Source organism: Oerskovia paurometabola, assembly GCF_016907365.1.
GTDB classification, from domain to species: Bacteria; Actinomycetota; Actinomycetes; order Actinomycetales; family Cellulomonadaceae; genus Oerskovia; species Oerskovia paurometabola.
Window position 1 is genome coordinate 1,367,725 of sequence record NZ_JAFBBV010000001.1, and the last position, 13,224, is coordinate 1,380,948.

The 13,224-nt window shown below is 71.6% G+C and carries 11 protein-coding genes; 5 read left to right on the forward strand and 6 right to left on the reverse strand.

Translation table 11 applies throughout. The annotated features are described in order from the left end of the window. Positions 1-102: 102 nt before the first annotated feature. From JOD48_RS06170 to JOD48_RS06185, 4 genes are read right to left on the reverse strand one after another with little or no spacing between them, the layout of a single operon-like run. Entirely contained in the window at positions 103-1,452 is a 1,350-nt protein-coding gene (locus JOD48_RS06170) for a sulfate adenylyltransferase subunit 1 (protein ID WP_204808075.1), read from the reverse strand. Then, entirely contained in the window at positions 1,452-2,501 is a 1,050-nt protein-coding gene (gene cysD, locus JOD48_RS06175) for a sulfate adenylyltransferase subunit CysD (protein ID WP_204808077.1), read from the reverse strand. Before cysD ends, JOD48_RS06170 begins: the two co-directional genes overlap by 1 nt. Beyond that, positions 2,498-3,412 (reverse strand): phosphoadenylyl-sulfate reductase, encoded by a 915-nt coding sequence (locus tag JOD48_RS06180; protein ID WP_191789437.1) that lies wholly within the window; start codon positions 3,410-3,412, stop codon positions 2,498-2,500. Before JOD48_RS06180 ends, cysD begins: the two co-directional genes overlap by 4 nt. Then, positions 3,409-5,226, reverse strand: coding sequence for a nitrite/sulfite reductase (locus tag JOD48_RS06185; protein WP_204808079.1), 1,818 nt, complete (start codon positions 5,224-5,226; stop codon positions 3,409-3,411). The genes JOD48_RS06180 and JOD48_RS06185 overlap by 4 nt, the downstream gene beginning before the upstream one ends. Before the next feature lie 393 nt (positions 5,227-5,619). Between JOD48_RS06185 and JOD48_RS06190 the strand changes: the two genes are divergently transcribed. Both JOD48_RS06190 and JOD48_RS06195 read left to right on the forward strand, forming a co-directional pair. Beyond that, positions 5,620-5,970: a hypothetical protein gene (locus JOD48_RS06190; protein WP_138825406.1), complete on the forward strand. Its 351-nt coding sequence runs from the start codon at positions 5,620-5,622 to the stop codon at positions 5,968-5,970. Positions 5,971-6,125: 155 nt separating this feature from the next. Next, positions 6,126-6,608 carry a DUF456 domain-containing protein gene (locus tag JOD48_RS06195; protein WP_191789435.1) on the forward strand — a complete coding sequence of 161 codons (483 nt, stop codon included), beginning with the start codon at positions 6,126-6,128 and terminating at the stop codon, positions 6,606-6,608. Positions 6,609-6,768: 160 nt separating this feature from the next. Here JOD48_RS06195 and JOD48_RS06200 read toward each other — a convergent pair whose 3' ends face one another. Beyond that, positions 6,769-7,371: a GNAT family N-acetyltransferase gene (locus JOD48_RS06200; RefSeq protein ID WP_191789434.1), complete on the reverse strand. Its 603-nt coding sequence runs from the start codon at positions 7,369-7,371 to the stop codon at positions 6,769-6,771. Positions 7,372-7,523: 152 nt separating this feature from the next. Further along, positions 7,524-7,907 (reverse strand): VOC family protein, encoded by a 384-nt coding sequence (locus JOD48_RS06205; protein WP_191789433.1) that lies wholly within the window; start codon positions 7,905-7,907, stop codon positions 7,524-7,526. A 166-nt stretch (positions 7,908-8,073) separates the two neighbouring features. Between JOD48_RS06205 and pcrA the strand changes: the two genes are divergently transcribed. The 3 genes from pcrA to sucD all read left to right on the forward strand — a co-directional run bounded on the left by pcrA (position 8,074) and on the right by sucD (position 13,123). Further along, positions 8,074-10,728, forward strand: a complete 2,655-nt coding sequence (gene pcrA, locus JOD48_RS06210) for a DNA helicase PcrA (RefSeq protein ID WP_204808082.1) — start codon at positions 8,074-8,076, stop codon at positions 10,726-10,728. 304 nt (positions 10,729-11,032) lie between these two features. Next, positions 11,033-12,205 (forward strand): ADP-forming succinate--CoA ligase subunit beta, encoded by a 1,173-nt coding sequence (gene sucC / locus JOD48_RS06215; protein WP_191789431.1) that lies wholly within the window; start codon positions 11,033-11,035, stop codon positions 12,203-12,205. 30 nt (positions 12,206-12,235) lie between these two features. Continuing rightward, complete coding sequence (gene sucD / locus JOD48_RS06220) at positions 12,236-13,123, forward strand: succinate--CoA ligase subunit alpha (protein WP_191789430.1); 888 nt, start codon at positions 12,236-12,238, stop codon at positions 13,121-13,123. Positions 13,124-13,224 lie beyond the last annotated feature (101 nt).

The window sequence follows — 13,224 nt, forward strand, 5'->3', positions numbered from 1 at the left end:
TGCCTGGCGGTGGACGTGTCGAGTCCCGGCAGCGCCGATCCGTGCGGTACGCGATCCGAGGGCCCGGTGGTCCGGGCCCCGACCTGCGGTGGTCGGGGGACCTCAGATCGCGTACTGCACGGGACGCTGCGAAGGACATCGCACGGCCGCCAGGGCGTCTCCGACCATTCCTGCTGCGAGGGTGCCGCCGTCCTGACCGTCGATCAGGAGGAAGGCACCGGTGCGGCGCGAGGTGACGTACTCCTCGGCCGCGACGGGTGAGGCGAGGCGCAGGGTGACGCGCCCGATGTCGTTGAGCTCGAGCGCCTCCGCGGGCTCGAGCTCGGCGGTGTCGAGGTCCAGGCGCCCGACGACGTCGCGCACCACGGCCTGCACGGTGCGGGTCGTGTGCTTGAGCAGCACGCGGGTGCCGGGGCGCAGCGTCTTGTCGCTGAGCCACGCGACGGTGCCCTCGACGTCCTGCGTGACCTGCGGGGCGTCGGCTGCCGCCGCGATGAGGTCGCCGCGGGCGATGTCGATCTCGTCCGTGAGGCGGATCGTGACCGACTGCGGGGCGAAGGCCTCGGCGAGCGTGCCGTCAGCCGTGTCGATGCCCTCGACCGTGCTCTTCTTCCCGCTGGGCAGGACCACGACCTCGTCGCCCACGCGGACCACGCCCGAGGCGATCTGGCCCGCGTACCCGCGGTAGTCGCGGAACCGCTCCTCGAGGGCCGCGCCCTGGGGGCGCAGGACGACCTGGACGGGGAAGCGGAAGGCCTCGGTGTCGGGCGTCTCGGCCGCGGGGAGCTCCTCGAGCAGGTCGAGCAGGCTCGGTCCGTCGTACCAGGGCGTCCTGCCGTCGGGGCCGCCCGAGCGGTCGACGACGTTGACGCCCTCGAGCGCCGAGACGGGCAGCGTGAGGATGTGCGCGACGCCGAGCGAGGCCGCGGCCTCGCGGATCTGGCCCGCGAGCTCCTCGTAGCGCTCCTGGCTGTAGTCGACCAGGTCGATCTTGTTGACGGCGACGATCACGTGGGGCACGCGCAGGAGGCTCGCGACCGCGAGGTGGCGGCGCGTCTGCTCGAGCAGTCCCTTGCGGGCGTCGATGAGCAGCACGACGACGTCGGCCGTCGAGGCCCCCGTGACGGTGTTGCGCGTGTACTGCACGTGCCCGGGGCAGTCGGCCAGGATGAACGAGCGCTTGGCCGTCGCGAAGTAGCGGTAGGCGACGTCGATCGTGATGCCCTGCTCGCGCTCGGCGCGCAGGCCGTCGGTCAGCAGCGCGAGGTCGGCCGTGGCGAGGCCGCGGTCGCGCGAGACGCGCTCGACGGCGTCGAGCTGGTCCGCGAGGACGGACTTGGAGTCGAACAGCAGACGGCCGACGAGCGTCGACTTCCCGTCGTCGACGGACCCGGCGGTCGCGAGGCGCAGCAGGGTGCTCGTGGGCAGCGGGGGCGTGGTGGTGGCGCTCACTAGAAGTACCCCTCCTTCTTGCGGTCTTCCATGGCGGCTTCGGAGATCCGGTCGTCGGCGCGCGTGGCGCCGCGCTCGGTGATGCGGGTCGCAGCGACCTCGGTGATGACGTCGTCGACCGTGTAGGAGTCGGATTCGACCGCGCCCGTGCACGACATGTCGCCCACGGTCCGGTAGCGCACGGTCTCGGTGCGGACGTTCGCGGCCTCGGCGTCGTTGCGCGGCTGGGAGTACGGTCCGACGGCGAGCAGCATGCCGTCGCGCTCGAAGACCTCGCGCTCGTGCGCGTAGTAGAGGCTGGGCAGGTCGATCTTCTCGGCCGCGATGTAGCGCCAGATGTCGAGCTCGGTCCAGTTGCTCAGCGGGAACGCGCGGACGTGCTCGCCCGGGCGGTGGCGGCCGTTGTACAGGTTCCACAGCTCGGGCCGCTGGTTGCGCGGGTCCCACTGGCCGAACTCGTCGCGCAGCGAGATGACGCGCTCCTTGGCGCGCGCCTTCTCCTCGTCGCGGCGGCCGCCACCGAACACGGCGTCGAACTTGTGGCCCGTGATGGCGTCGAGCAGCGGTTGGGTCTGGAGCGGGTTGCGCGTGCCGTCGGCGCGCTCCAGGAGGCGGCCGTCGTCGAGGTAGTCCTGGACGGACGCGACCTCGAGGCGGGCGCCGAGGCGCTCGACGGTCGCGTCGCGGTACGCGAGGACCTCGGGGAAGTTGTGCCCCGTGTCGACGTGCAGCAGCGGGAACGGCACGGGGGCGGGCCAGAACGCCTTGGTCGCCAGGTGCAGCATGACGACCGAGTCCTTGCCGCCGCTGAAGAGCAGCACGGGGCGCTCGAACTCCGCGACGACCTCGCGGATGATGTGGACGGCCTCGGACTCGAGGGACTCGAGCTGCGTGAGGCGGTAGGTGGGGGCGGAATCGGTGGTCTCCGTGGGGGAGGCCGGTGGGGCGAGGGGGGCGGTCAAGGCGTCGCTCTTCTCGTCGGGGTGCGTGGGGTGGTCGGTCGGCACGTCGGTGGGCACCGTCCGGTGGTGCGTGGTCGCGGCGCTCATACGTGGAGCCCGCACTCGGTCTTGTCGAGCCCGGCCCACCGGCCTGCGCGCGGGTCCTCGCCGGGGGCGACGCGGCGCGTGCAGGGCGCGCAGCCGATCGAGGGGTACCCGTCGTTGAGGAGCGGGTTGAGGACGACCTGGTGGTCGGCCGCGTAGCCGAGCAGGTCGTCGAAGGACCAGGCGGCGAGCGGGTTGATCTTGACGAGCCCGTTCTTCTCGTCCCAGGTCACGAGCGGGGTGTTGGTGCGGGTCGGGGCCTCGTCGCGGCGCACGCCCGTGACCCAGACCTCGTACTCGCCGAGCGTGCGGGTCAGGGGCTCGACCTTGCGCATCGCGCAGCACGCGGCGGGGTCGCGCGACCAGAGGTCCTTGCCGTGCGCCTCGTCCTGCTGGGCCACGGTGAGCTGCGGCAGGACGTCGACGATCGTGACCTCCATCTGCTGCTCGACGGCGTCGCGCGTGCCCGAGGTCTCGGGGAAGTGGTAGCCGGTCTCGAGGAACAGGACGTCGACCCAGGGGGCCTGTTGCGCGACGACGTGCGGCAGGACCGCGTCGGCCATGGAGCACGCGACGGCGATCGAGTCGCCGAACTCGCGCACGGCCCAGGCGACGACCTGCTCGGCGGTCGCCTCGTCCGGGGCCCCCAGGCCAGAACCGTGGAGCTCGGCCTGACCGCGCTCGACGATCGCACGCAGCTCGTCGGCCGACCGCTGGGGGCGGGCGTTCTGGGCGCGCCGGGCCGCGTGCGCGGCCCTGGACTCGGCGCGCGCCTCGGTGCGTGCCCTGGCGGCCGCGCGCAGGGCGGCGAGCGGGTCGCCGCCGGTCGCCGTGCCCGCAGCGCCCACGGTGCCCGACGGCGCCGCTCCGGCAGGGTGCGCGGCCCCGCCCGGGTTCGTGGTCGTCCCGCTCATCGCAGCGACTCCTCGTCCGCGCGGTGCGCCCACTGGGCGAAGCTCTCCTCGCCGTCCTTCTCCTTCTCGAACTGGCGCACGACGCGCTCGACGTACTCGGGCAGGTCGTCGTTGGTGACCTTGAGGCCGCGCACGGTCCGGCCGAGGCCGGCCTCCGCGCGGTCGTCCGAGGTCAGGCCGCCGCCCAGGTGGACCTGGAACCCGGGGACCTGGTTGCCGTCGTCGTCCATCACGAGCTGGCCCTTGAGGCCGATGTCCGCGGTCTGGATGCGGGCGCAGGAGTTGGGGCAGCCGTTGATGTGCAGCGAGAGCGGCTTCATCGCGGAGAGGTCGCCGAGGCGCTTCTCGAGGTCGTCGATCGCGCGGCTCGCCGCGGCCTTGGTCTCGACGATCGCGAGCTTGCAGTACTCGATGCCCGTGCACGCGATGGTGCTGCGGCGGAACGGGCTCGGGTTCGCGTCGAGGCCCTGCTCCTTGAGCCCGGACACGACACGCTCGAGGTGCTCGTCGGGGACGTCGAGCACGAGCAGCTTCTGGTGCGGGGTGAATCGCACGCGGTGCGACCCGGCCGACTCGGCGAGGTCCGCGACGGCCGCGAGGATGCTCCCCGAGACGCGGCCGACGTAGGGAGCGGCGCCGATGTAGTTGAGGCCGTCCTTCTGCTTGTGCACGCCGACGTGGTCGCCCGGCTGGGACGGCTGCGGGGCGGGCGGGCCGTCGGGCAGCGCGTAGCCCAGGTACTCGGTCTCGAGCACCTCGCGGAACTTCGCCGGTCCCCAGTCGGCGAGCAGGAACTTCAGGCGGGCCTTGTTGCGCAGGCGCCGGTAGCCGTAGTCGCGGAAGATCTGGACGACCCCGTGCCACACGTCGGCCACCTGCTCCTCGGTGACGAACGCGCCGAGGCGCTCGCCCAGCCGGGGGTTGGCGGACAGGCCGCCGCCGACCCACACGTCGAAGCCGACGCCGAGCTCGGGGTGCTCGAGCGCGACGAAGCCCACGTCGTTGATCTCGTGGACCACGTCCTGGGAGGGGTGGCCCGTCACGGCGGTCTTGAACTTGCGGGGCAGGTTCGCGAGCTCGGGGACCCCGATGTACTTGTCGGTGATCTCCTTGATGACCCGGGCGGGGTCGATCAGCTCGTCCGCGGCGATCCCGGCGACCGGGCTGCCCAGGACGACGCGCGGCACGTCGCCGCAGGCCTCGGTCGTCTGCAGCCCCACGGACTCGAGCCGGCGCCAGATCTCGGGGACGTCCTCGACCTCGACCCAGTGGAGCTGGATGTTCTGGCGGTCCGTGATGTCGGCGCTGTCGCGGCCGAAGTCGCGCGAGATGTCCGCGATGACGCGCAGCTGCTCGGTCGTGACCGCGCCACCGTCGATGCGGACGCGGAGCATGAAGTACTTGTCCTCGAGCTCGTGCGGCTCGAGCGCCGCGGTGCGCCCGCCGTCGATCCCGCGCTTGCGCTGCGTGTACAGGCCCCACCAGCGAAAGCGTCCGTGCAGGTCGTCGCCCGTGATCGAGTCGAAGCCCTCGCGCGAGTAGACGTCCTCGATGCGCTGGCGCACCGAGAGGCCGCCGTCCTCCTGCTTCCACTTCTCGTTGCCGTTGAGCGGCTCCTTGCCGTCGACGGCCCACTGGCCGTTGGGCCGGGCGACGCGCGCGGGGCGGGCCGGGCGCTCGGGGCGAGCGGCGGCGTCGGGCACCTGCGAGGTGGACTCGGTGCCGGCGCTCGGGCCGACCGGTGCGGGGGTGCTGCTGCCTGCCGGCTGACCGGCGACCGGGGTCGCGTCAGTGGCGGTGTTCGGCGGCGTCATCGTGCTCCTCGTGGGGGGACGTGGGCACGCGGACCGAAGGACTCAGCAGAGAACGAGGGGGCTGAGGGCCGACCACGCGCGCCCTTGGCTCAGGAAGATGGCGAGCGGTCGGCGAGGACGGCTCGGGCTGAGTCAGGCGCGGGTCAACAACAACAGCAGAAGCTGTTGCGGGCGCAGGCCGTCGCCTCGTGACGCGTCGTCACGAGGAGGAGGTGCGCTGCCGTGGTCATGGCGGGAACGCTACAGAGGCAGCGGGTGAATGAACACCCCCTGTCCGCATGGTGGATGGGTGTCTCAGACTTCGGCGCACCTCGGGCGGTGCGGGGAGGATGGGGTGAGCAGCGCCACGCCCATCTTTTTCCGACAGCGGCGTCAGCAAACTAGGATGTGGTCATGGAAATCGTCTACAACGTGTTCGCGGTCCTGCACTTCGTCGGCTGGGCCATCGTCCTCGGCGGCTACTTCGTGTCGCTCAAGTCCGCCGCGCTCAACAAGGGCGTCTTCCACGGTGCCGCGACGGCTGCCGTCGCGGGCATCCTCATGGTGGGCGTCGCTGAGATGAGCGGCATGTGGGACGACGGCGGCCCCAGCATGATGAAGATCGGCATCAAGCTCGTCATCGCCGTGATCATCGCGGTCCTCGCGTTCATCGGCGTGCGCCAGGGCGACAAGATCTCGCCCGCGCTCAAGCACTCGATCGGCGGCCTCACGCTGGTCAACATCATCGTCGCAGTCTTCGTCTGACGCACGACGCGACCCGGGCCGCGTGCGCCGCACCGGTCTGCCTGCCGGTCCGGACCGTCGGGTGAGGGTCGCGTAGATTGACGAGCTCCCCGTACCCGTCAGGGTGCGGGGAGCTCTGTCGTTCCGGCTCTGTCGTCGAGGAAGTGGGTGCGCGCGTGAGCGTGGTGGGAGAGGTGGTCGTCGGCCTGGTGATCCTGGTCGGGCTGGCCGGCATCGTGGTGCAGGTCCTGCCGGGCAACACGCTCGTGGGCGGGGCGATCCTGGTGTGGGCGATCATGACGGGCGGCACGACGGCGTGGGTCGTCTTCGCGGTGGCCGCGACCTTCGTCGTCGCGGCCGAGGGCGGCCAGCTCCTGCTCGCCGGCCGGCACATGCGGCGGGCAGAGGTCCCGTGGTCGACGCTCGCGTGGGGCGGCCTGGTGGGCGTGGTCGGGTTCTTCGTCATCCCTGTGGTCGGGCTGTTCATCGGCTTCGTGGCCGCGGTCTTCGTGGCCGAGCTGATCCGTCGGCGCGACCGACGAGCGGCCTGGCGGGCGACCGTCGCCGCGCTGCAGGCCACGGGCATCACGATCGTGGTCCAGCTGCTGGGAGGGCTGCTCGCGGCGGCGACGTGGGGCGTGGGTCTCGCGCTGACATGAGCCCGGCGCCACGGGAGGTGCCGAGAACGGGGTCGAGGTCGTTCTGGAGGCCGGAACGACCTCAACCCCGTTCTCGACCACGTGACGGGGCCTGACCGGAAGAGTCAGGTCCGGCCGAGGGGGGAGGGGAGGGGCGCTCGGGTGTGGGGACGCGGGGGACTCAGGCGCCGAGGCGTGCCCGCAGCCGGTACTCCAGACCGACCCGCACGGTCGGCCACTCGGCGGCCGTGACCGAGTAGACGACGGTGTCGCGCAGCGTGCCGTCGTACCCGATCTGGTGGCTGCGCAGGACCCCGTCGAGCTTGGCGCCCAGGCGCTCGATCGCGGAGCGCGACTCGCGGTTGTGGAAGTGGGTGCGGAACTCGACCGCGATCGCGTCGAGGTCGTCGAACGCGTGCGCGAGCAGCAGGAGCTTCGCGGCAGGGTTCGCGCCCGTGCCCTGCGCCCCCGCGCGCTGCCAGGTGGCGCCGATCTCGACGCGCCGGTTGAGGGGGTCGATCCCGAGGAACGTCGTGATGCCCAGCACCTGGTCGTCGGCGTTGCGGACCACGACCCACGGGTTGGCCGTGCCCGCCTCACGGGCGGCGATCTTGTCCTGGATGTACACCGCCATCTCCTCGGGGGTCGGCACCGAGGTGTACCAGCGGTTCCACAGCTCGCCGTCGCGCACGGCCTCGACGAGGGCGTCGTGGTGGTCCGCCCGCAGCGGGACGAGGCGCACGAGACGGCCGGTCAGGGTCACGGGGTCGGCGAAGACGTTCACGTGCCCGACCTTATCCGGCGCGCGGCCCGGGGCGCCCGGCAGCCCTGATCGTGGTCGCACGGTGGCCGGTTGCCGAGAACGGGACGGCGGCCGCCAGGGGCCGCGACGCGACCGCAACCTCGTTCTCGGGGCGAACGCGCACGACCGACGGGTCACCCGACCGAGATCTCCGTCACGTAGAGCACGTTGCCGTCGAGGTCGCGCATCGAGAACATGGGCGGGACACCGTCCCAGCGCAGCAGCTCGTCGACGCGCACGCCCTGTCGGGCGAGCGTCGCGTGGTCGGCGGCGGCGTCCGAGGTCGCGAGGCGGATGCCCGTGTCGGCCCCGGCCTCCTGGCCCTGGCCCTCCTGGACGAGAGCCACCGAGACCGCGGCGCCGGGCGGGGCGACCTCGATCCAGCGGAACCCTTCCTGGAGGTCGCCGTCCATGCGGACCTCGAAGCCCAGGGTGTCGCGGTAGAACGCGAGCGCGGCGTCCTGGTCGCGCACCGGGACCGCGACCGTGTGCAGGCCCGTGAAGTGGGTCGTCGTCATGATTCCTCCTTGGCAGCGGGGCGCCCTCGACGGAGGGCGTCGTGGGGAGGACCGCGGCGAGGGCACGAAGTCATCGGTCGCCGGCCCGGGCGTGCGCGTCCCGTGAGCTTGCGGGACGCGTGCCGATGCGGGGAGTGTCGGTGCGCACGCCTAGGCTGGTGGGGCTATGACATCGCTCTTCGAGAACCTGCCGCTGCCCGGATTCGACCTCGCGTCCCTCGGGGACTCGTCGCGCCTGCCGACCACCGCGCCGCGGTGGGACGAGGCGCCCGACGGCGGAGGTTCCGCGCGCACGTCCGCCCGCCCGGGGCGGGGCTCGGCGGAGCGTGCCGACGCGGCGGGCCGCGACGAGGAGGGGCACCGCGTCGGTGGCTTCTCGCACATCGACCCGGACGCGCTGCTCGACGGGATGAACCCGCAGCAACGTGAGGCCGTGGTGCACGCGGGCAGCCCGCTGCTCATCGTGGCGGGTGCGGGCTCGGGCAAGACCCGGGTCCTGACGCACCGCATCGCGTACCTGCTCGCGACCGGCCGGGCGCGGCCGGGCGAGATCCTCGCGATCACCTTCACCAACAAGGCCGCCGCGGAGATGCGCGAGCGCGTCGAGTCGCTCATCGGCCCCGCGGCCCGGTACATGTGGGTCTCGACGTTCCACTCGGCGTGCGTGCGGATCCTGCGCAAGGAGGCCGCGGCGCTCGGGCTCAAGTCGAGCTTCTCGATCTACGACGCGGCCGACTCGCAGCGGCTCATCACGCTCGTCAGCCGCGAGCTCAACCTGGACGTGAAGAAGTACCCGGCACGGACGCTGTCGAACAAGATCTCGGACCTCAAGAACGAGCTGATCGACCCCGAGCGCTACGCGCGGGAGAGCGGTGCCTCCGCTGCGGACGGCGCACAGGGTGCCGGTGGTCCGGCCAACGCGTTCGACCAGGTCCTCTCGGACGTCTACTCGCGCTACCAGGCCCGCCTGGCGCAGGCGCACGCGCTCGACTTCGACGACATCATCATGGCCACGGTCAACCTCCTGCAGGCCTTCCCGGCCGTCGCGGAGCACTACCGTCGCCGGTTCCGGCACGTGCTGGTCGACGAGTACCAGGACACCAACCACGCGCAGTACGTCCTGGTGCGCGAGCTCGCGGGGGCGAGCGCCCCGCCGGCGCAGGGCGAGGACGGCACCTGGGTGCCGGGCACCATCCCGCCCGGCGAGCTGACGGTCGTCGGTGATGCCGACCAGTCGATCTACGCCTTCCGTGGCGCGACGATCCGCAACATCCTCGAGTTCGAGGCCGACTACCCGAACGCCCGCACCATCCTGCTCGAGCAGAACTACCGCTCGACGCAGAACATCCTCTCGGCCGCGAACGCGGTCATCTCGCGCAACATCGACCGCAAGCCCAAGCGCCTGTGGACGGACGCGGGGGCCGGCGTCAAGATCATCGGCTACGTCGCGGACAACGAGCACGAGGAAGCGCGCTTCATCGCCGAGGAGATCGACCGCCTCGGCGACTCGGACGGCGTGCGCCCGGGCGACGTCGCGATCTTCTACCGGACCAACGCGCAGTCCCGTGCCCTCGAGGAGGTGCTGATCCGCGTCGGCCTGCCGTACAAGGTCGTCGGCGGCACCCGCTTCTACGAACGGCGCGAGATCAAGGACGCGATCGCCTACCTGCGTGCCGTCGCGAACCCCGACGACGACGTGAACCTGCGCCGCATCCTCAACGTGCCCAAGCGCGGCCTCGGCGACCGCGCCGAGGCCCTCGTCGCGGCGTTCGCCGAGCGCGAGCGCATCTCGTTCGCGGCGTCGCTCGACCGCGCCGAGGAGATCCCGGGCATGACGACCCGGACCCTCAACCCGCTGCGCTCGTTCCGCGAGCTGTTCCACGGCCTGCTCGACCTGTACGCGACGGGCGCGACGCCCGCGGAGATCCTCGGAGCGGTCCTCGACCGTTCGGGCTACCTCGCCGAGCTGCGGGCCAGCGACGACCCGCAGGACGGGTCGCGCGTCGAGAACCTCGCCGAGCTGCACGCGGTCGCGAGCGAGTTCACCGAGCTCGAGCCCGAGGGCACGCTCACGGACTTCCTGGAGCGCGTCTCGCTCGTCGCGGACTCGGACCAGATCCCGTCGAGCGACGACGAGGGCCACGAGGGCAAGCCCGTCGTCGACCCGGGCGTCGTGACGCTCATGACGCTGCACACGGCCAAGGGGCTCGAGTTCCCCGTGGTGTTCCTCAGCGGCATGGAGGACGGCACGTTCCCGCACATGCGCTCGCTGCACGACGAGAGCGAGCTCGCCGAGGAGCGGCGCCTCGCGTACGTCGGCATCACGCGTGCCCGGGAGCGGCTCTACATCTCGCGCTCCGCGGTCCGGTCGGCATGGGGCATGGCCAACGAGTTCCCGCCCAGCCGGTTCCTCGACGAGATCCCCGAGGACCTGTGGGACTGGCGCCGCAAGGAGTCGTCCATGGCGACCCTGCGCGGCCCGGGCGGCTACACGGGCGGGTGGGGCTCGTCGTCGGGCGGCTCACGCGGCGGCTCGGGCAGCGGCTACGGCTCCGGGGGCTCGGGCTCGCGCAACGGTGCGGTCCGCACGCGTACCGTCACGCCCAACCCCGACGGTCCGAAGTTCGGCTCGGCGACCCCGCGCAAGGAGGGGGACATCCCCTCGCTCGCGATCGGCGACAAGGTCACGCACGACGCCTACGGGCTCGGCACGGTCGTCGCGGTCGAGGGTGCGGGCACCAACGCGGTCGCCAAGATCGACTTCGGGGCGGACGGCACCAAGCGTCTCCTGCTGCGCTTCTCGCCCGTCACCAAGCTCTAGGCGCCAGGTCCCGACGCCGGTTCGTCCGGGAGGCCGTCGGCTCACCTGCACCGGGCGAGCGGCGCCGTCGGGCAGGTCAGGGCGCCTTTCCTGGCCTCGTCCGGCCGCCCGGCGGGCGTGCCGCGACGGGCACCGCTGCGCCTGCGGACGCCCCCGGGGTGTGGCCAACGAGACAGCGCCCGAGCGGGGAGACGGCCCGCCCCGGGTAGGTCCCGGCGTGCTGCCGGGCTACCCTGTGACGGGATGTCTCGATGTCGAGACATCGGTTAGCCGGTCAGGCAGTCAGATGGAAGGACGACACAGGGTGGACCTGTTCGAATACCAGGCGCGCGACATCTTCGAGAAGCACGGGGTTCCCGTGCTGGGCGGCGTGGTCGCCACGACCCCTGAAGAGGCTCGCGAGGGCGCTGAGAAGCTCGGTGGCGGGACCGTGGTCGTCAAGGCCCAGGTCAAGGTCGGCGGTCGCGGCAAGGCGGGCGGCGTCAAGCTCGCCCACTCGCCCGAGGAGACGGCCGAGAAGGCGTCCGAGATCCTCGGCATGGACATCAAGGGACACACGGTCCACCGCGTCATGATCGCGGAGGGCGCGAAGATCGCCGAGGAGTTCTACTTCTCGGTGCTCCTCGACCGGGCCAACCGCTCGTACCTCGCCATGGCGAGCGTCGAGGGCGGCATGGAGATCGAGGTCCTCGCGGTCGAGCGCCCCGAGGCGCTCGCCAAGGTCGCCGTGGACCCGACCGTCGGCATCGACCAGGCGAAGGCCGACGAGATCGTCGCCGCCGCCGGGTTCGCCGACGACGTCAAGGCACAGGTCGCCGACGTCATCCAGAAGCTGTGGACCGTCTACAAGGAGGAGGACGCGACCCTGGTCGAGGTCAACCCCCTGGTCCGCACCGAGGACGGCTCGATCGTCGCGCTCGACGGCAAGGTGACCCTCGACGAGAACGCCGGCTTCCGCCACGCGGACCACGAGGCGCTCGAGGACAAGGACGCGGCCGACCCTCTCGAGGCCAAGGCCAAGGAGAACGACCTCAACTACGTCAAGCTCGACGGCCAGGTCGGCATCATCGGCAACGGCGCGGGCCTCGTCATGAGCACGCTCGACGTCGTCGCCTACGCGGGTGAGCAGCACGGCGGCGTCAAGCCCGCCAACTTCCTCGACATCGGCGGCGGCGCGTCCGCGGCCGTCATGGCCGCGGGCCTGGACGTCATCCTCAACGACGAGCAGGTCAAGAGCGTGTTCGTGAACGTCTTCGGCGGCATCACGGCGTGCGACGAGGTCGCCAACGGCATCGTCCAGGCGCTCGCGATCCTCGGCGACGAGGCGAACAAGCCGCTCGTCGTCCGCCTGGACGGCAACAACGTCGAGGAGGGGCGCGCGATCCTCGCGGAGGCGAACCACCCGCTCGTCACCCTGGCCGAGACGATGGACGGCGGCGCCGACAAGGCTGCCGAGCTGGCCAACGCCGCTTCCTGACCCGAGACCCGAGAGAGAAAACAGACAGACATGGCAATCTTCATCAACGAGGACTCCAAGGTCATCGTCCAGGGCATGACGGGTTCGGAGGGCCAGAAGCACACGACGCGCATGCTGGCCTCCGGCACCAACATCGTGGGCGGCGTGAACCCGCGCAAGGCCGGCACGTCGGTCTCTTTCCCGAAGGGTGAGGGCACCGTCGACGTCCCCGTCTTCGGGTCCGTCGCCGAGGCGATCGCCGCCACGGGTGCCGACGTCTCCGTGATCTTCGTGCCCCCGGCGTTCACCAAGTCGGCGGTCGTCGAGTCCATCGAGGCCGGCATGCCGCTGACCGTCATCATCACCGAGGGCGTCCCGGTCGCGGACTCCGCGGAGTTCTTCACCCTGGCCGAGGCCAAGGGTGTCCGACTCATCGGCCCCAACTGCCCCGGCATCATCAGCCCCGGGAAGTCGAACGTCGGCATCATCCCGGCCGACATCACGGGCCCCGGCAAGATCGGGCTCGTCTCGAAGTCCGGCACGCTGACCTACCAGATGATGTACGAGCTGCGTGACTTCGGCTTCTCGACCGCGATCGGCATCGGCGGCGACCCGATCATCGGCACCACGCACATCGACGCCCTCGCGGCGTTCGAGGCGGACCCCGACACCGAGGCGATCGTCATGATCGGCGAGATCGGTGGCGACGCCGAGGAGCGTGCCGCGGCGTACATCCAGGCGCACGTGACCAAGCCGGTCGTCGGCTACGTCGCGGGCTTCACGGCTCCCGAGGGCAAGACCATGGGCCACGCCGGCGCCATCGTGTCCGGCTCGTCGGGCACCGCGCAGGCCAAGAAGGAGGCCCTCGAGGCCGCGGGCGTCAAGGTCGGCAAGACGCCGTCCGAGACCGCCGCTCTCATGCGCGAGATCCTCTCCTGATCACGTCCTGCTGAGCACCCGCTCAGCAGGTCCGACGGCGCCCGGCCACCCTTCGGCCGGGCGCCGTCGGCGTACCCTGTTCTTCCCGGACGCGCGCCGGC